This window comes from Kitasatospora sp. NBC_00240, from assembly GCF_026342405.1.
Classification (GTDB): domain Bacteria; phylum Actinomycetota; class Actinomycetes; order Streptomycetales; family Streptomycetaceae; genus Kitasatospora.
The window spans coordinates 6,870,919-6,889,062 of the sequence record NZ_JAPEMU010000001.1 but is presented as its reverse complement, the minus strand read 5'-3'; the positions used below and the strand labels follow the sequence as shown (position 1 = coordinate 6,889,062).

Sequence of the window (18,144 nt, the reverse complement as noted above, 5' to 3'; positions counted from 1 at the left end):
CCGGCCCGGCCCCGCTGTCTGACTCCCGCATTGACGGGGCATCACTTGGGCGGACCGTGTCCCGGCACCCCGCTGCCTGTGTCGGCCGAAGCTCCGGGACCAGGGAGGGAGCACGCCAGTGCCCGCATACGACTTCACCCGCCGTACCCGTCGCCAGTCCGACCCCGACGTCGTGGTGGTGGGCGCCGGGCTGGCGGGCCTCGCCGCCGCCCGCGCGCTGACCGGCCACGGACTGACCGTCCAGGTGCTGGAGACCACCGGCCGGATCGGCGGCCGGACGGCCACCCGCGAGGTGGACGGGTTCCGGCTCGACCACGGCAGTCACCTGCTCAACACCGCCTTCCCCGAGCTGCGGCGCCGGCTGGACCTGGACCGGCTGGACCTGCGCCCGCTCGCCCCCGGCGTCCTGGTGCACAGCGGCGGCCGGCGCTACCGGGCCGGCGACCCGCAACTCACCACCGCCCGACAGGCCGCCACCCGGACGCCCTTCGGCAGCCCGCTGGACAAGGCCAGGCTCGGCAGCTGGCTGAGCCGGCTCGCCGCCACCCCGGCCTCCCGGCTGCTGGCCCGCCCCGAGACCACCGCGGCCCGCGCGCTGGCCGAGCGGGGGCTGCCCGCCCGGACCGTCGACGGCGTCCTGCGGCCCCTGCTCGGCGCCCTGCTCAGCGACCCCACCCTCGGGACCAGCAGCCGGGTCGCCGACCTGGTGCTGCGCTCGTACGCGCGCGGGCGGCTCTGCCTGCCGGCCGGCGGGATCGCCGCCGTGCCCGCCCAGCTGGCCGCGTCCCTGCCCCCCGACACCGTCCGGCTCGGGGTGCGGGTCACCTCGATCGCGGCCGACGGGGTCGAGACGGCGAACCACGGCCGGATCGGCGCCCAGGCCGTGGTGATCGCCACCGACGCGCCCTCCGCCGCCGAGCTGATGCCCGGCCTGCGGCTGCCCGCCTTCCACCCGGTGACCACGTACTACCACGCCGCCGACCGAACACCCCTGAACGAACCCGTGCTGCTGCTGGAGGGCGACCGGAACGGCAGCGGCCCGCCGCTGGTCTCCCACTCGCTGGTGCTGAGCGAGCTGCACCCCTCGTACGCACCGGCGGGCCAGGCCCTGATCGCCACCACCGTGCTGGGGCGGCGGGGCTTCGACAGCGGCGGGGCCGCCGGGCTCGAACCGGCCGTCCGCGCACGGCTCGCGGAGCTCTACGGGACGGCCACCGCCGGGTGGGAGTTCCTGAGCGTGCGCCATGTGCCGGACGCCGTGCCCGCGATGCCGCCGCCGCACAACTTCCGGCGACCGGTCCGGGTGCTCGCCGGGCTGTACGTCTGCGGCGACCACCGGGACACCAGCAGCGTGCAGGGCGCCCTGGTCTCGGGCCGCCGGGCGGCGGACGCCGTCCTGCGCGACCTGGGGCTGCCGGCGGCCGGCCGGGAGGCGGAGGTGGCCGCGTAGCGGCGGGGGCGGCCGGTGCGGCCCGGGAGTACCGGTACTCCCGGGCCGCACCGGCCGGGCCGGGGGCACCGGCGGGCGTCCGCCCCGCCCCCTCGGCGGGGCGGCGGCCCGACGCGCCCTCAGATCACCCCGGCCTGGCGGGCGGCCTCCTCGAAGGCCCGGGCCACCGGGCTGCCGCGGTAGGGCGTGAGCCTGCGGTGGAACTCCCGCACGTACTCCAGGGTGCGGGCGGAGCGCATCTCGCCGGCCGCCCGCAGCGCGTCGGTGGCCATCGTGCAGGCCTCGTCCAGGTCACCCATGCCGAGCCGGGCGGTGGCCAGCACCAGCCGGCAGAAGATCCGGCTCCGGGCGTACGCGGGCGAGCGCAGCCGCAGCGACTTCTCGGCGTGCTGGGCGGCCGGCCGCCACTGCTGGAGGTCGCGGTAGCAGTGCGCGAACTCGTCGGCGAGCTGCGCCTCGTCGAAGAACCGGGCCCACGGGGGCAGGTCGTCGCCGGGCCGGGCGGCGGCCAGCGACCGCTCGGAGCGGACCAGCGCCGTGGTGCAGGCCCGTACGTCGCCGAGCAGCCCGTGGCCGCGCGCCTCGGCGGCGTGCAGCAGCGACTGGACGGCGGCCGGCACCGCGGTGCCCACGCCCTGCTGGGCGACCCGGGCCAGCTGGACCGCCTCCCGGCCGTGCCCCAGGTGCACCGCCTGCTGGCTCATGGTGACCAGCACGTAGCCGCCGAGCGCGCGGTCGCCCGCCGCCTGGGAGAGCCGCAGTGCCTGGACGAAGTAGCGCTGCGCCAGGCCGTGGGCGGCGATGTCGAAGGACGTCCAGCCGGCCAGCCGGGTGAGGTCGGCGACCGCGCCGAACAGCGCCCGGCCGATCTGCTCGCCGTAGCGGCCGCGCAGCATCGGCTCGGCCTCGCTCTCCAGGTACCGCACCAGGGCCTGCCGGGCGTGCCCGCCGCCGTAGGCCTGGTCCAGCGCCCGGAAGAGGTCGCCGACCGCGCGGACGGCGGCGATGTCGCCGCGCCCGACCCGCAGCGCCGGGCGCGGTTCGCCCGACGGGTCGCCGGACGGCGGCTCGACCGCGACGGGCGGGCGCCGGTTCTGCAGCGGGACCCGGCCGAGGGCGCCCTGGCCGGCACCGGCCGCGCCCGGCCTGCGCTCGGCCGACCGCTCGGTGCCCCGCTCGCCGGGGCGGACCGGGGCCGCGGGGCCGGCCTGACCGGCCGGACCGCCTTGACCGGGCGGGCCCGCCGCGGCGCCGGCCGGCCCGGACGGCGGGTCGAGCAGGCCGGGCACCGAGCCGTCCCTGGCCACCCGCTCGTCGGTCCGGCCGATCAGCCAGTCCCGGCTGGGGACGACCAGGCCGGCCGGGGTGAAGGCGATCCGGCGCAGCTCGGACTGCGGGCCGCTGTCCTTGCGCCACATGCTGGCGACGATCTCCACCGCCTCCTGCGGTGTCTCGGCGAACTCCAGCCCGGCGTAGACCGGTGCGCAGGCGTCCAGGCCGAGGTCCTGAGCGGTGAGCCGACGGCCGAGCCGGCGGGTGAACACCTCCGCGATCAGGGCCGGGGTGGCCCCGCGCGGCTGCTGGCCGCGCAGCCAGCGGGTCACCGAGGTCTTGTCGTAGCGCAGGTCCAGGCCGTGCTCCAGGCCGAGCTGGTCGACCCGGCGGGCCAGGCCGGCGTGCGAGAAGCCGGCCTCGTCGATCAGCACCGCCAGCCGGCCGTTCTGCGGGGCGCCGGCGGCCGGCGGGTCGCCCTGGCCGGCGGCGGGCGCGCGCAGTCCGGCGCTGTCGTGGTGCCCCGGCTCGTCGGGGTGCCGGGCGCCGTCGGGCGGTCCGCCGCCGTCGGGCCGCCGCGCGTCCTGGGGCAGCCCGGGGTCGTCGTGCAGGGAGTCGGAGGCGTCCGTGAGGGCCGGCCCGTCCGGCCCAACGCGGGGGTCGAGCGGGTCGAGCGGTCCGTACGCCGGGCTGTCTGTTGCGGGCCGTTGGGGCATAGTCAGTCAACACCTCTCGAAGCGTCGGTCCGGCACAATCCAGTCCCCCGGTGCCCGGGCGGCGCCCCCTGTCGGGAATCGGCGTGAATGTAGCGAGCATTCGGGCGCTATGTGCGGTTCTGGCCGGGCAATCCTCCGAACGGGTGAAGCAAGGGCGTCCATTGTGTTGAAGCGGGGGCAGCTGTGGTTTGCGTCCGCCCGGGCGCCCGGCCCGTCGCCCGGGACGCACCGGGCGCAGCGGGCCCCATGGCGGGGGCCGCCATAGCCGTGACGGACACTGTGGCGACGGGGACCATAGGAGAGCGGCCCGCGAATTCCTACCGTTCTGGCCCATGGACACCACTTCGGACCGGCCCCCCGCAGGCGGCCTCAGCGGCCGGACCGCCCTGGTCACGGGCGCGGCCTCAGGAATCGGCCTGGCCTGTGCCGAGGCCCTCGCCGAGGCGGGCGCCAAGGTCTACGTCGTCGACCTGGCGGCCGGCCCGGCCGGCGAGCTCGCCGAGCGGATCAACGGCGTGGCGCACGTCGTCGACCTCTCCGACCCGGACGCGGTGGACTCCCTGCCCACCGACGCCGACATCGTGGTCAACAACGCCGGCCTGCAGCACGTCGCCCCCGTGCACGAGTTCCCGCCGGACCGCTTCGCCCTGATCCAGCGGGTCATGGTGGAGGCGCCGTTCCGGATCCTGCGCCGCACCCTGCCGCACATGTACGCGCAGCGCTGGGGTCGGGTCGTCAACATCTCCTCCGTGCACGGGCTGCGGGCCAGTGCCTTCAAGTCCGCGTACGTCACCGCCAAGCACGGCCTGGAGGGTCTCAGCAAGACGGTGGCGCTGGAGGGCGCCCCGCACGGGGTCACCAGCAACTGCGTCAATCCCGGCTACGTCCGCACCCCGCTGGTGGAGCGGCAGATCGCCGCCCAGTCGCTCGCCCACGGCATCCCCGAGGAGGAGGTGGTGGAGCGGATCATGCTGGACCGCACCGCCGTGAAGCGCCTCATCGAGCCCGGCGAGGTGGCCCAGCTCGCCCTCTGGCTCTGCTCCCCGCACGCCTCCTACCTGACCGGCGCCAGCCTGCCGCTGGACGGCGGCTGGACGGCGCACTGACCGGCCCCGCCTCACGCCCCACGTCGCCCCCGCTCCCCGTCCCCGCGTCCCGCCCCGGGCCCCCGCCCGGTCCCTGACCCGCCCTCACCGCAGAGAAGACAGGTGGACCCCATGGCCAGTTCTCCCGACGTAGCGAGAACCAGCTCCCCCCTCTGGAAGGTCGTCGGCGCGAGCCTGATCGGCACCACCATCGAGTGGTACGACTACTTCCTCTACGGCACCGCCGCCGCGCTGGTCTTCGGCAAGGTGTTCTTCCCCAACAGCGACCCGCTGACCGGCACCCTGCTGTCCTTCCTCACCTACGCCATCGGCTTCGCCGCCCGCCCGCTCGGCGCGCTGGTCTTCGGCCACTTCGGCGACCGGATCGGCCGCAAGAAGCTGCTGGTGGTGAGCCTGCTGCTGATGGGCGGCTCGACCACCCTGATCGGCTGTCTGCCGACGTACCACCAGGTCGGGGTGGCGGCCCCGGTCATGCTGACCGCGCTGCGCCTGGTCCAGGGCTTCGCGCTGGGCGGCGAGTGGGGCGGCGCGGTGCTGCTGGTCTCCGAGCACGGGGACGCCCGGCGGCGCGGCTTCTGGGCCTCCTGGCCGCAGGGCGGGGCGCCGGCCGGGAACCTGCTGGCCGCGGGCGTGCTGTCGCTGCTGACGGCCGTCCAGTCGGAGTCGACCTTCCTCTCCTGGGGCTGGCGGGTGCCGTTCCTGCTCTCGGCGCTGCTGGTGCTGGTCGGGATGTGGATCCGGCTCTCGGTGGACGAGTCGCCGCTGTTCCGGCAGGCGCTGGCGAAGGCCGAGGCCCGCAAGGCCGCGCAGCAGACCGAGCAGCCGCCGCTGGTGGCCGTGCTGCGCCACCACTGGCGGGAGGTGCTGGTGGCGATGGGCGCCCGGATGGCGGAGAACATCTCGTACTACGTGATGACCACCTTCGTGCTGGCCTACGCCGTCACCCACGTCCACCTGCCCAAGCAGACCGCGCTGAACGCCGTCCTGGTGGCCTCGGCGATCCAGTTCGCCCTGATCCCGCTGTTCGGCGCGCTCTCCGACCGGGTCGGGCGCAAGCCGGTGTACCTGGTGGGCACCGTCGGCGTCGGGGTCTGGGCGTTCGTCTTCTTCACCCTGGTCGACGCGAAGTCCTTCGGGTCGCTGCTGCTGGCGGTGACGATCGGCCTGGTCTTCCACAGCATGATGTACGCCCCGCAGGCGGCCTTCTTCTCCGAGCTGTTCGCGACCCGGATGCGCTACTCCGGCGCGTCCATCGGCGCCCAGTTCGCCTCCGTCGCGGCCGGCGCCCCGGCGCCGCTGATCGCCACCGCGCTGCTCAAGGACTACGGCAGCTCGACGCCGATCTCGGTGTACGTGGCGATCGCGGCGGTGATCACGGTGCTCGCGGTGCTCTGCGCCAAGGAGACCCGCGGCCGCGACCTGGCCGAGGTCGACGCCGCCCAGGAGGCGGCCGCCCCCGCCGCCGTCCCCGCGAAGACCCTCACCGTCTGAGCGGCCCAGCCGTCCGGACGGCCCGCCCCGGCGGCCACCAGGCGTACCATCGCGCTTCCGTCCCCGTGACCGACCGACGTTCCCGAGGCCTGACTCTGCCGATTGGCGGCTGCACCATGACCGACCCGACCCCGGGGGCGGCGCCCGCCCTGCGCCGGCTGCTCGACCTGCTCGCCTCCGGCGCGGCCACCGAGGACTTCGCCGGGGTGCTCGCCGACGCCCGGCAGCGGGGCGAGCCGGCCGGCGTCCTCGCCGAGATCGACGACGCGACCTGGCTGGCCCTGCGGGTGCACCGGACGCTGCGCCAGCACCGGCGCCGGGAGGCCGAACTGACGGCGCTCTTCGACACCGCCGGCGACCTCGCCGCCTCCCGCGACCTGGACGACGTGCTGCAGGCCATCGTGCGCCGGGCCCGGATGCTGCTCGGCACCGACACCGCCTACCTGACGCTGCCGGACGAGGCGGCCGGCGACACGTACATGCGGGTCACCGACGGCTCCGTCTCCGCGCTCTTCCAGAACCTGCGGCTCAGCCTCGGCGACGGCCTCGGCGGCCTGGTCGCGCAGAGCGCCCGCCCGTACGCCACCCCGGACTACCGGACCGACGGGCGCTTCCACCACACCGGGCAGATCGACGCCGGGGTGCTGGACGAGGGCCTGGTCGCGATCATCGGGGTGCCGCTGCTGCTCGGCGGGCGGGTGATCGGGGTGCTGTTCGCGGCCGACCGCTCGCCGCGCGCCTTCTCCCCCGACGAGGTCGCGCTGCTCTGCTCGCTGGCCGCGCACGCCGCCATCGCCCTGGACACCGCCAAGTCGCTGGCCGACACCCGGGCCGCGCTGGAGGGCCTGAACAGCGCCAACGCGGTGATCCAGGCCCACTCGGCCGCCGTCCAGCGCGCCGAGCAGGCCCACGACCGGCTGACCGACCTGGTGCTGCGGGGTGCCGAGGTCGCGGACGTGGCCGCCGAGGTCGCCGCGCTGCTGGACGGCGGCATAGCGGTGCACGACGCGGACGGGAACGCCCTGGCCGGCCCGGCGGGCGGCGTCGAAGGGCTGGCGGAGGCCGTCGCCGTCTCCCGGGCCGAGGGGCGGGCGGTGCGCCGCGGGGACGCCTGGGTCTGCGTGGTGCTGGCGGGCCAGGAGCCGCTGGGCAGCCTGGTGCTGTCCGGCCGGCCCGGGCTGGACGACGCCGACCGGCGGCTTTTCGAGCGGGCCGGGGTGGTGACGGCGCTGCTCCTGCTGCTGCGCCGCTCGGTCGCCGAGACCGAGAACCGGGTCCGCGGCGAACTGCTGGCCGACCTGCTCACCGCCCCCGACCGGGACCCGGTCGGCCTGGTCGCCCGCGGCCGGCGGCTCGGCGTGGACCTCGGCCGCCCGCACCTGGTGCTGGTCGCCGAGGCCGCCGGACCGGCCGCCCGGGGCCGGCTGGCGGGCGCGGCCGGACGCTACCTGTTCGGCTCCCGGGGTGTCAGCGCCGAGCACGGCGAGAACGTGGTGCTGCTGCTGCCCGACGACGGGGCGGCGAGCCCCGGCGAGGCCGCCGAGCAGGCCGCCGAGCGGCTGGCCCGGCTGACCGGGGTCCCGGTGACGGTGGGCGCCGGGCGCTCCGCCGCCGGGCCGCTCGCCCTGGCCGCCGCCCACGCCGAGGGGGTGCGCTGCGTCCGGGCGCTGCGGGTGCTCGGACGCGACGGCGACGGCGCCTCGGCGCAGGCGCTGGGCTTCCTCGGCGTGCTGCTCGGCGACGGCCACGACGTGGACGGGTTCGTCGGCGCGGCCCTCGGCCCGCTGCTGGACTACGACGCCCGGCGCGGCACCGAGCTGGTCCGGACCCTGCGGGCGTACTTCGACAGCGGCAGCAGCCTGACCCGGGCCAAGGACGAACTGCACGTCCACGTGAACACCGTCGTTCAGCGGCTGGACCGGATCGAGGCCCTGCTCGGCCGGGACTGGAACCACCCCGAGCGCTCGCTGGAGCTCCAGCTGGCCCTGCGGCTGCAGCTGCTGGCCGACGGCTGACCCCGCCCGCCGACCCCCGCCGCAGGTCCGCGGCCTGCCCGGGAGCGGCCGGCCGGCCGGAACCGGGGACTGCCGGCCGGACGGCCGGGACGGCCTTCACCCGGTCGGGCGTACAGTGGCGAGGTTGGTCTCGAACGCCTGGCAAGGAGCAGCGGTGAGCGAGAACGTACGGTTCGTACGCATGGGCATCGGCGATCGGTCGGTGCCGTACCAGGAGGCCTGGGAGGAGCAGCAGCGGCTGCACGCCCTCCGGGTCGCCGACGAGATCCCCGACACCGTGCTGCTCCTGGAGCACCCGCCGGTCTACACGGCCGGCCGCCGCACCAACCCCGAGGACCGGCCGCTGGACGGCACCCCGGTGGTCGAGGTCAACCGCGGCGGGGAGATCACCTGGCACGGCCCCGGTCAGCTGATCGGCTACCCGATCGTGAAGCTGCCCGAGCCGATGGACGTCGTCGCGTACGTCCGCCGGCTGGAGGAGGCGCTGATCCGGGCCTGCGGCGAGTTCGGCGTGGAGACCACCCGGATCGAGGGCCGCAGCGGGGTCTGGGTGCTCGGCGAGAGCCTCCCGGGCGCGGTGGTCGACCCCGCCCAGGTGGTCGACATCGGCAGCCTGACCCTGCGGATGGGCCTGCCGCTGGGCATCGACCCCCGGCTGGCCGGGCCGGAGTACGCGGCGTCCAACGCCGGCCAGCGCGGCGACGACCGCAAGCTGGCGGCGATCGGCGTGCGGGTCGCGCGGGGCGTGACCATGCACGGCTTCGCGCTCAACTGCAATCCCGACATGAGCTGGTTCGACCGGATCGTGCCCTGCGGCATCCGGGACGCCGGCGTCGGCTCGGTCAGCACCGAACTGGGCCGGGTCTTCCCGGTCGGCGAGGCGCTGCCGGCGGTCGAGAAGCACCTCGCCGAGGTGTTCGCCGAACTCGCCGAACCCGCCCTGGCCCGGTAGGGAATCCCGGCCGGGCGGCGGATGTTGCCCGGACGGCACAGCCCGCGAGCCCGGGAATCCTGCGATTCCCGGGGCCGGGCCCGTGGATGGCCGTACAAGCACAGGCGTACCCTGGGGGTACCCCGTCTAGTTCTTAGGAGTCGCACGTGTCCGCTGTCGCACCCGACGGCAGGAAGCTGCTGCGCCTGGAGGTCCGCAACAGCGAGACCCCCATCGAGCGGAAGCCTGAGTGGATCAAGACCCGGGCGAAGATGGGCCCGGAGTACACCGCGCTCCAGTCGCTCGTGAAGAAGGAGGGACTGCACACGGTCTGCCAGGAGGCCGGCTGTCCCAACATCTTCGAATGCTGGGAGGACCGCGAGGCGACCTTCCTCATCGGCGGTGACCAGTGCACCCGCCGCTGCGACTTCTGCCAGATCGACACCGGCAAGCCCGCCGACTTCGACCGCGACGAGCCGCGCCGGGTCGCCGAGTCCATCGTCACGATGGACCTGAACTACGCCACCATCACCGGTGTCGCCCGCGACGACCTGCCCGACGGCGGGGCCTGGCTGTACGCCGAGACGGTGCGCCAGGTGCACGCGCAGACGGCCGGCCGCGAGGGCGGGCGGACGGGCGTCGAGCTGCTGATCCCCGACTTCAACGCGGTGCCCGAGCAGCTGGCCGAGGTCTTCTCCTCGCGGCCCCAGGTGCTGGCGCACAACGTCGAGACGGTGCCCCGGATCTTCAAGCGGATCCGCCCGGCGTTCCGCTACGAGCGCTCGCTGGACGTCATCACCCAGGCGCGCGCCGCCGGGCTGGTGACCAAGTCCAACCTGATCCTCGGCATGGGCGAGACCCGCGAGGAGGTCAGCCAGGCGCTGGCCGACCTGGTGAACGCCGGCTGCGAGCTGATCACCATCACCCAGTACCTGCGCCCGTCGGTGCGCCACCACCCCGTCGAGCGCTGGGTGAAGCCGCACGAGTTCGTGGAGCTGCAGCAGGAGGCCGAGGAGCTCGGCTTCGCGGGCGTGCTGTCCGGACCACTGGTGCGTTCCTCGTACCGGGCCGGCCGGCTGTACCGGCAGGCGCTGGAGCACCGCGAGAAGACGGCGGTCTGAGGCCTGCCCCGGGCGGCCGCGCGGGAGTGGAATGAACCGCGCCGCGCGAGGCCGGGCGTGAGGTTCGCCTCACCGGCCGCCGCGGCGGCGGACGGCGATCCGTGTCGGAGGGAGGGGCGGGGCTTCGGCCCCGCCCCTCCCTCCGTCGTTTTGGCCTGCCCGTTGTCGTTCCGGGCCCGTTCGCCCACCCGGCTCCGTTCGGAGGCGTTCGGTTCCGCCAAAGGGGCGTCCGGCTTTCATCAGGCTTTGACGACCTGGTCACCGACTGGTAACACCAAGTGGTGACCATGTGAAGGTCAGGACCTTCTCGACACCGAGGGGAGCTGTTCGGAATGCAGGTAAGGATCCGATCGGTCGGCGGCAGCGCGCTGCGGCTGGCCGAGAGCGTGCTGCTGGCGAGCGGCCAGCGGCAGGCACGGCAGAACGCCTGGGCGGCGGTCTGCGAGAACCGCCGACACGCCGAGGACCGGGCGCTGGGCGCGGCCGTGACCGGCCCCGCGACGGAGGCCGTCCGGCGCTGAGACCGGACCGCCGGGCCGCCCGGGCCGGGCCGCCCGGATCACGGTTCGGTGCGATCCGGCACCGTGCTTGGATATCCCGCGCTCCCGGCACGTACCATGAGCGTTATGGCGAGGGAAACATCCGAGAACCCCGGGCGACTCAAGCAGATCCGTCTGGCATACCAAATGACCAAGAAGGTCGACACCAAGATCGGCCTGATCATCGCCGGCGTCGGCCTGCTGACCTTCGGCGTGTTTCTCGCCATCGGCTTTGCGATCGATCACCCGATCTACCTGGGCATCCTGGGCTTCATCGTGGCCTTCCTGGCCATGGCGATCGTCTTCGGGCGCCGGGCCGAGCGTGCCGCCTTCGGGCAGATGGAGGGACAGCCGGGCGCCGTGGCGGCCGTGCTGAACAACATCAAGCGCGGCTGGAGCGCCAACCCGACCCCGGTCGCGGTCACCCGCAACCAGGACGCGGTCTACCGGGCGGTCGGCCGGCCGGGCATCGCGCTGATCGGCGAGGGCAACCCGAACCGGGTCCGCCAGCTGCTGGCCTCCGAGAAGAAGAAGATGGCCCGCGTCGTCGGCGACATCCCGGTCCACGACATCGTGGTGGGCACCGGGGAGGGTGAGATCCCGCTGAAGAAGTTGCAGGTCCACCTGATGCGCCTGCCCCGCGCGATCACCCCCGGCAAGGTCACCGAGACCAACGACCGGCTGCGCGCCCTGGGAGACCTGCTCTCCAAGGCGCCGATCCCCAAGGGCCCGATGCCCAAGGGCGCCCGGATGCCCAAGGGCGGCCAGTCCCGCTGACCGCTCCTCGCTCGAACACGACACGGCCCCGCCGCGAACACTTCGCGGCGGGGCCGTTTGACATCCGTTTCGGTCCGGGGCCGTTCGACGTTCGGTGCGATCCGGCACCGTTCGACGTCCATCTCGGCGCGCGGCCGGACCGGTCCTGATCGGGCCGGGCCCGGCGGAGGCGCTCCCGGGCCGGACCGTTCCTGCTCGCTCCTGCCCGCCCCGCGACCGGTTCCGACCGGGTCGCCGCCCGGCGCCCCGGGGGCGCGGAGCGACCCCGGCCGGGACCCCCTGAGGCGTCCGGCAGGGCCGTCCGTGAGAGGTCAGGGCGAACGGTGAAGCCGGCGGCCGCAGGTCAGATCCGGACCTCGACCGTACCGACGGCCTTGTCGTGCAGACCGCGGGTGTCGCGGTCCCAGACCAGCGCCGGCACCACCAGGCAGAGCAGCAGGGTACGCAGCATCACCTGCGGGATGCCGGCCCGCCGCCCGTCCAGGCGGATCACCCGCAGACCGAACAGCCGCTTGCCCATCGTGCTGCCGGTGGTGGCGAGCAGCAGGACGGCCACCAGGAAGAAGATCGGGGTGGTCCAGAGGTTGGCCTTGCCCGGCACGCCGCCCGAGACGAGGCCGTAGGCGATCAGCGCCACCAGCCAGCCGTCGACGAAGAGCGCGCCGATCCGGCGGCCGGGGCCGGCGAGCGAGCCGGAACCCTCCCTGGGCAGGCCGAGGCGCTCGCCGCGGTACCCGAAGTCGGCGCCCATCTTCTCGGCGGCCGCCTTCGGGCCGTCGATCCACGATCCCAACGCTTCTCTGGTGTCCACGAATCCACACTAACCGGGCCGCCGCGGCGCCCCGCCACCGCCTCCCCCGGCGGGTCGCAAGGGGCTTCCACGGCCCTCCGACAGCCCTCCCAAGTGGTCCAGACCACTGCGGTCGGATCCCGATTCGAGGCACGACGATTTGCCCGGAACCGTACGACTTTGCGGCCCGTCCCACCGGGGTGGTTAACATTTAGGAAACATAGAAGTCACCAACGGGAAACGGGCCATTCCTAGGGTGAGGCGCAGTCGGCACGGAGGAGGGCACTCGAACATCGCCCCGGGAAACGGCTCCGCCGACGGCCCGGCGCGCCATCGACGCGGCGCAGCGATCTCCGGTCCTGCGCCCTTACGATCCAAGGACGAAACTCCCCACCAGCTGAAGCCGGTGGTCCCCTTTCGGAAAGGCCAGATGGATGTTCAACAACGCCGCCGAGGTCAAGCAGTACATCGCGGACAACGATGTGAAGTTCATCGACGTCCGGTTCTGCGACCTGCCAGGCGTCATGCAGCACTTCGCGGTGCCTGCGGCGACGTTCGACCCGGCCGAGACCCTGATGTTCGACGGCTCGTCGATCCGCGGGTTCCAGGCCATTCACGAGTCGGACATGGCTCTCGTCCCCGACCTTGCCACGGCCCGCCTGGACCCGTTCCGCAAGGAGAAGCACCTCAACATCAACTTCTTCATCCAGGACCCGATCACGGGTGAGGCGTACAGCCGCGACCCGCGCAACGTCGCCAAGAAGGCCGAGGCCTACCTGGCCTCCTCCGGCATCGCCGACACCGCGTTCTTCGGTCCCGAGGCCGAGTTCTACGTCTTCGACTCGGTGCGCTTCGAGACCAGCGCGAACGCCTCGTACTACCACATCGACTCCGAGGCCGGCGCCTGGAACAGCGGCTCCGCCGAGGGTGACGCGCGCGGCTACAAGGTCAAGTACAAGGGCGGGTACTTCCCCATCCCCCCGGTCGACCACTTCGCCGACCTGCGCGCCGAGATGTCGCTGGAGCTCGCGGCCGCCGGCCTCGAGGTCGAGCGCCAGCACCACGAGGTCGGCACCGCCGGACAGGCCGAGATCAACTACAAGTTCAACACCCTGCTGCACGCCGCCGACGACCTGATGCTGTTCAAGTACATCATCAAGAACGTCGCGTGGCGCAACGGCAAGACCGCCACCTTCATGCCGAAGCCGATCTTCGGCGACAACGGCTCGGGCATGCACGTCCACCAGTCGCTGTGGACCCAGGGCTCCCCGTTGTTCTACGACGAGCAGGGCTACGCCGGTCTCTCCGACACCGCGCGCTACTACATCGGCGGCCTGCTCAAGCACGCCCCGTCGCTGCTCGCCTTCACCAACCCCTCGGTGAACTCGTACCACCGCCTGGTCCCCGGCTTCGAGGCCCCGGTCAACCTGGTGTACTCGCAGCGCAACCGATCGGCCGCGATCCGCATCCCGATCACCGGCTCGAACGCCAAGGCCAAGCGCATCGAGTTCCGCGCGCCCGACCCATCCTCCAACCCGTACCTCGCCTTCGCCGCGATGCTGATGGCGGGCCTGGACGGCATCAAGAACAAGATCGAGCCGCTGGAGCCGGTCGACAAGGACCTGTACGAGCTCGCCCCCGACGAGCACGCGTCCGTCCCCCAGGTCCCGGCCTCGCTGCCGGCCGTGCTGGAGGCCCTGGAGGCCGACCACGAGTACCTGCTCGCCGGCGGCGTGTTCACGCCCGACCTGATCGAGACCTGGATCGACTTCAAGCGCACCAACGAGATCGCCCCGATCGCGCTGCGTCCGCACCCGCACGAGTTCGAGCTGTACTACGACCTCTGAATCGGCCTCCAAGGGCCACCTGACCAGGAGGCCCTCCTAGGGACCCTGACACAGCCGGCCTGCGGCGCGACAACGGTTTCCGTCGTCGCGCCGCAGGCTCACCGTTTTGCCCTCAGGGGGTGAGGTCCGCCGAGCCGTAGACGCTCAACCGCCAGAGCGAGTAGCCGTAGCCGGTGCCGCGTTTCTCTCCGAGCATTCGGATGTAACGTCCGACGCCGCTGAGGCCGGTCAGCGTCTCCAGGCCGCCTTGCCCGGTCGTCGTGGTGTAGACATCGGTCCAGGTGGTGGCATTGCTCGATACCTGGATGCGGTACTGCCTGCCGTAGGCGGCTTCCCAGTGCAGGTCGACCCGGGTGACCCGCCACACGGCTCCGAGGTCGACCTGAATCCACTGCGGGTCGGCGTACTTGCTGGCCCAGCGGGTCGTCGTGGAGCCGTCCACCGCGAGAGAAGGTTCGCGGCCGGTCGTGAGCGCCGTGCTCGACGCCGTCGCCGCCTTCCCGAGGGCGAGGTCCACGGGGGCGAAGGCGAGCGGTACCGACACGTTCTTGCTGACGCCGGAGGAGCCGACGCGCATGGCGCAGAACAGGGCGATCGGCGTGTCGGTGTCGCGGTCGAAGAGCAGTTGGGGTCGTTCGAGGTTGGCGAGTGCGAGAGTCGATCCGTCCGTCAGCTTCAACTGTTTGAGCGATACCAGTGGGTGGTCCGACCGGTCCCACACGATGCCGTCCCGCGAGGTGACCAGGGCGAGGGCACCGTACTGCGGGGTCAGGGCGTTGGTGCGGTCGGCGCCACTGTAGAAGTCCTTGACGACGGCGTAGTGACGCGCGCGCTGGTGGTCGTACCAGAGGTACGGGTCCTCGGCTTGAGTCGTCGTGGTGGCCAGTGCCTTCGCGGCGTAGGTGAACGGTCCTTCCGGCGAGTCGGATGTGCCGACGACCGTGATGTAACGGCTCTGGCTGTCCCAGCACTTGTAGGTCATCAGGAAGGTGCCTGCGGGTGTCCGGTCGACCGACGGGTTGACCGCCATCTGGAAGGTGCTGACGTAGTCGGGTCCGGCGATCGGGTTGGCGCTTCGACGTCCTCGTCCGTTGGCGAGGTCGTCGAAGGTGTCGGCGACGACCACGCCGATCCGTTGTCCCTTGTGGTAGTTCAGCCACATGGTGCTCCGGCCGGTGGTCGGCCTGGTGGCGATGTAGTAGAGGTACCACTTGCCGTCGAACTCGCGGACGTGCGGGTTGTGCGCGTTGTACTGGTCCCACCGGTTGGGGTCGTCGGTGCTGGAGAGGATCGTTCTGACGTGGGTGTAGGGCCCATGCGGGTGGTCGGCCACGGCCAGGGCTATCTCGGAGTACTTCATCCAGCCGCTGAAGCCGTAGAAGATGCTCTCCGAGGGGTCGCTGCCGCGTCCGGTGGAGCCGGTGGGCCAGCGGGAGTAGAACTTGTAGTAGCGGCCCTGGTGGTAGGCGGGCGTGCCGCACCACACGTACCAGTTGTCGATGCCGAAGGCGTCGACGCTCAGGTCGACCGGCTGGACGGCGGCCGGGAAGTCCGGATCGCTCGGCGGCGGTGGGGTGGCAGCCGCGGCCGGTGGCGCGAGTTCGAGCGCGGAGTAGCCGCTCAGTGCGACGGCGGCGAGTGCCACCCCTCCGGTCAGGACGCTCCGCCGGGTCGGCGTGCTGGGATGGTGTCGGGGGTGTTCCATCGCGGGTCACCTCTCGTGACGTGCGGTAGCGGGAAGCTCCTGAGCTCGGACGCGTGATGTCGTCCTGGGTCGGTGGCGGTTCAGCGGCCGTAGACGTTGACGTCCCAGAGCGAGTACCCCCAGGCGTTGTTGACCCGCTTGGTGAAGGAGAGCCGGACGTAGCGTCCGCTCCCGTTGAGCCCGGTCAGGTCGACCACCCCGCCGGTGCCGGCCGTGGTGGACCACAGAGTGGTCCAGGTGGTGCCGTCGGTGGACACCTGGACCTGGTAGGCCGTGGCGTAGGCCGCCTCCCAGTTCAACCGCACGCCGGTGACCTGGCGGACCGTGCCGAGGTCGATCCGCAACCACTGCGGGTCGGCGTAGGCGCTGGTCCAGCGGGTGCTGGAATCGCCGTCCACCGCGTAGGCGAGGGCGCGGGCGCTGTTGAGGGTGCTGGAGGCGGTGATCGGCGCCCGCAGCGCCAGGTCGGGGACGGCAACCGCGGACGCCTTGGCCAGGAAGGTGTCGGCCACCCCGGTGGCGACCCTCTGGCGGATCGCCGCGATGTCGGTGCGCTGGGTACGGAGGATGGACTGCAGGCTCGCGGCCTTGCTGCCGTCACCGCTCGCCGCCGCCTGCACCAGCCGGACGGCCGTCTGCCCGGCCAGCCCGTAGCGGGTGTGCTTGTTCAGCCAGGGCTCTGCCTGGCTGAGGAACTCGGCGTTGCCGAGCCTGGCCGTGAGCACCGACTGCGCCGATGCCATCTGCCCGAACCAGTCGTACAGCGCCTGCCCGGAGTTGGTGAGGCTCCTGCCCGCGGAGTAGTCCGACCAGAAGGTCGCCGCGAGGGCGGTCAGGGTCGGCGACTCGGTGGTGGTGAGGATGGAGGAGTAGTTGTTCTCGGCGAACACCCGCAGCGCCCCGTAAGCCTGGGTGTCACCGTGCGCGAACTCCAGCAGCGAGTTGTTCCAGGAGGCGCCGGCACTGTAGGCGGCGGGATTCCAGGTGTAGTCGGCGATGGTGTACAGCGGGATCAACGAGGCCTGGTACTGGATGGCCTGATTGGCCGTCAAGCCGACGGTGGCGGTGTCGAGGTCCTTGCTGCGGCCCTGCAGCGGGCCGAGCAGCAGCCGGTCGGTGACGTAGTCGTTGACCGGGTAGTTGTCGAAGATCAGCAGCGGACGTCCGCCGAACTGGGCCTTCACGGTGGTCGCCTGCGCGGTGGTGATGGTGCCGGAGTCCACGTCGGTGCCGGTCCAGTAGACGGTGGTCCCGGACGGGATCAGGGCGCTCAGGCGGGTGCGGTAGGTGCTGGCGGCGGTGCCCCAGTAGCCGGTGGGGATGGTGATCAGGTCGGCACCGCTGTGGGTGGCGATGAAGTTCTTCTGGACGTAGTTGAGGACGTGGGCCTGCGCGGCGGCGAGCGGACTGGCGTCGGAGCCGAAGGCATCGTTGTCGGATGAGCAGGTGAATGTCTGGCTGACGTCGTCCCAGCCGATGATGAAGGTGCGTACGCCCTGGTCGTAGACCTGCTGGAGCCGGTCGGTGAGCGCGTCCAGATCGGACTGCAGGCCGTGGCAGATTCCGGCGGAGGGGGTCAGCGGGGCCTCGGGGTTGATCCGGTACATCACGTCCACGTGCTGTCGCCGGCCCCGGGCCACGACTTCCGCGATGTGGGGCAGCTCGGCGGTCGGGTAGAGGACGCGCCAGGTCGAGCCGGAGATCCTCGGGTCGTTGGCGGGCATGAAGGAGAAGGCGTTCATCTTGTGGGCGGCGAGGAAGTCCACCTCGGCGTCCTCGTCCGCGGCGGACCAGGGGGTGCCGTGGAAGATCTCCTTGCCACCGCGGTGGGCGAACCCGGGCCAGTCGCGGACGGTCACTCCGGGCAGGGTGTGCGTGGTGGCGGCCCCGGTCAGTAGTTGGCGCAGGGTCTGCGCGGCGTAGAAGGTCCCGGCCTCGTCCACGCCGGACAGTACGGCGACCTGGCCGATGCCGGCGGTGCCGGTCGCCAGCCGGTAGCCGCCGGACGCCAGTCCGGACGGACCGGAGGCCCCGATCTCGGTGAGGAGTCCGGCGCTGTAGGAGTTCTCGGCCGGTCCGCCGACGGAGACGGTCAGGGCGGCGCTGCTCGGGGTGGCTTCGGTGGTCACCTTCGCCCCGGCGGAGCGCAGGGCAGCGGTGACCACGTCCACCGCCGCCGGGTCGGCCCCGCTCGGGGCGAGCAGTTTGACCTCGGCCGGAATCGCCAGATCGGAGCCGGTGGCCTGGATGGACTGCGGGGTCGGTGAGACCACCGGCAGAACGGTGGCCGCCTCGGCACGGGGCGGTGGCCCGGCGAAGGCCAGGCCGACGGCAAGACTTGCGGCCAGCGCGACTGCGCTCAACGGACGGGCGATGGACATGGC

At 72.8% G+C, this 18,144-nt stretch carries 13 protein-coding genes; 9 read left to right on the top strand and 4 right to left on the bottom strand.

Annotated elements, in window-relative coordinates:
- Positions 1-118: 118 nt before the first annotated feature.
- Complete coding sequence (locus tag OG689_RS29470; RefSeq protein WP_266323893.1) at positions 119-1,450, top strand: FAD-dependent oxidoreductase; 1,332 nt, start codon at positions 119-121, stop codon at positions 1,448-1,450.
- Between the two features lie 119 nt (positions 1,451-1,569).
- Here OG689_RS29470 and OG689_RS29465 read toward each other — a convergent pair whose 3' ends face one another.
- The gene (locus OG689_RS29465; protein WP_266323892.1) at positions 1,570-3,438 is read right to left on the bottom strand and encodes a regulator; all 1,869 of its coding nucleotides are present in this window, start codon (positions 3,436-3,438) and stop codon (positions 1,570-1,572) included.
- Positions 3,439-3,770: 332 nt separating this feature from the next.
- On the opposite strand from OG689_RS29465, the gene OG689_RS29460 reads away from it, so the two are divergent.
- The 7 genes from OG689_RS29460 to OG689_RS29430 all read left to right on the top strand — a co-directional run bounded on the left by OG689_RS29460 (position 3,771) and on the right by OG689_RS29430 (position 11,418).
- The gene (locus OG689_RS29460) at positions 3,771-4,544 is read left to right on the top strand and encodes a 3-hydroxybutyrate dehydrogenase (RefSeq protein WP_266323891.1); all 774 of its coding nucleotides are present in this window, start codon (positions 3,771-3,773) and stop codon (positions 4,542-4,544) included.
- A gap of 111 nt (positions 4,545-4,655) precedes the next feature.
- Positions 4,656-6,035 (top strand): MFS transporter, encoded by a 1,380-nt coding sequence (locus OG689_RS29455; RefSeq protein ID WP_266323890.1) that lies wholly within the window; start codon positions 4,656-4,658, stop codon positions 6,033-6,035.
- 116 nt (positions 6,036-6,151) lie between these two features.
- Entirely contained in the window at positions 6,152-8,050 is a 1,899-nt protein-coding gene (locus OG689_RS29450) for a GAF domain-containing protein (protein ID WP_266323889.1), read from the top strand.
- A gap of 154 nt (positions 8,051-8,204) precedes the next feature.
- Positions 8,205-9,002, top strand: a complete 798-nt coding sequence (gene lipB, locus OG689_RS29445) for a lipoyl(octanoyl) transferase LipB (RefSeq protein ID WP_266323888.1) — start codon at positions 8,205-8,207, stop codon at positions 9,000-9,002.
- Positions 9,003-9,148: 146 nt separating this feature from the next.
- Complete coding sequence (lipA, locus tag OG689_RS29440; RefSeq protein ID WP_266323887.1) at positions 9,149-10,102, top strand: lipoyl synthase; 954 nt, start codon at positions 9,149-9,151, stop codon at positions 10,100-10,102.
- 332 nt (positions 10,103-10,434) lie between these two features.
- Entirely contained in the window at positions 10,435-10,623 is a 189-nt protein-coding gene (locus OG689_RS29435) for a hypothetical protein (protein WP_266323886.1), read from the top strand.
- Positions 10,624-10,728: 105 nt separating this feature from the next.
- Positions 10,729-11,418, top strand: coding sequence for a DUF4191 domain-containing protein (locus OG689_RS29430; RefSeq protein WP_266323885.1), 690 nt, complete (start codon positions 10,729-10,731; stop codon positions 11,416-11,418).
- Between the two features lie 343 nt (positions 11,419-11,761).
- On the opposite strand, the gene OG689_RS29425 is transcribed toward OG689_RS29430, so the two are convergent.
- On the bottom strand, positions 11,762-12,229 hold the full coding sequence (locus OG689_RS29425; protein ID WP_266323884.1) for an RDD family protein: 468 nt from the start codon (positions 12,227-12,229) through the stop codon (positions 11,762-11,764).
- Between the two features lie 413 nt (positions 12,230-12,642).
- Between OG689_RS29425 and glnA the strand changes: the two genes are divergently transcribed.
- Positions 12,643-14,055: a type I glutamate--ammonia ligase gene (gene glnA / locus OG689_RS29420; RefSeq protein WP_266323883.1), complete on the top strand. Its 1,413-nt coding sequence runs from the start codon at positions 12,643-12,645 to the stop codon at positions 14,053-14,055.
- A gap of 112 nt (positions 14,056-14,167) precedes the next feature.
- Here glnA and OG689_RS29415 read toward each other — a convergent pair whose 3' ends face one another.
- On the bottom strand, positions 14,168-15,760 hold the full coding sequence (locus OG689_RS29415) for a discoidin domain-containing protein (RefSeq protein WP_266323882.1): 1,593 nt from the start codon (positions 15,758-15,760) through the stop codon (positions 14,168-14,170).
- 80 nt (positions 15,761-15,840) lie between these two features.
- On the bottom strand, positions 15,841-18,141 hold the full coding sequence (locus OG689_RS29410) for a beta-N-acetylglucosaminidase domain-containing protein (protein ID WP_266323881.1): 2,301 nt from the start codon (positions 18,139-18,141) through the stop codon (positions 15,841-15,843).
- Between the last annotated feature and the right edge of the window lie 3 nt (positions 18,142-18,144).

What these genes read in the sequence shown, in the direction of transcription:
- OG689_RS29465 (WP_266323892.1), bottom strand. Translation starts at nt 3,438, where the DNA reads ATGCCCCAACGGCCCGCAACAGACAGCCCGGCGTACGGACCGCTCGAC.
- OG689_RS29460 (WP_266323891.1), top strand. Translation starts at nt 3,771, where the DNA reads ATGGACACCACTTCGGACCGGCCCCCCGCAGGCGGCCTCAGCGGCCGG.
- OG689_RS29455 (WP_266323890.1), top strand. Translation starts at nt 4,656, where the DNA reads ATGGCCAGTTCTCCCGACGTAGCGAGAACCAGCTCCCCCCTCTGGAAG.
- OG689_RS29450 (WP_266323889.1), top strand. Translation starts at nt 6,152, where the DNA reads ATGACCGACCCGACCCCGGGGGCGGCGCCCGCCCTGCGCCGGCTGCTC.
- OG689_RS29435 (WP_266323886.1), top strand. Translation starts at nt 10,435, where the DNA reads ATGCAGGTAAGGATCCGATCGGTCGGCGGCAGCGCGCTGCGGCTGGCC.
- OG689_RS29430 (WP_266323885.1), top strand. Translation starts at nt 10,729, where the DNA reads ATGGCGAGGGAAACATCCGAGAACCCCGGGCGACTCAAGCAGATCCGT.
- glnA (WP_266323883.1), top strand. Translation starts at nt 12,643, where the DNA reads ATGTTCAACAACGCCGCCGAGGTCAAGCAGTACATCGCGGACAACGAT.
- OG689_RS29415 (WP_266323882.1), bottom strand. Translation starts at nt 15,760, where the DNA reads ATGGAACACCCCCGACACCATCCCAGCACGCCGACCCGGCGGAGCGTC.
- OG689_RS29410 (WP_266323881.1), bottom strand. Translation starts at nt 18,141, where the DNA reads ATGTCCATCGCCCGTCCGTTGAGCGCAGTCGCGCTGGCCGCAAGTCTT.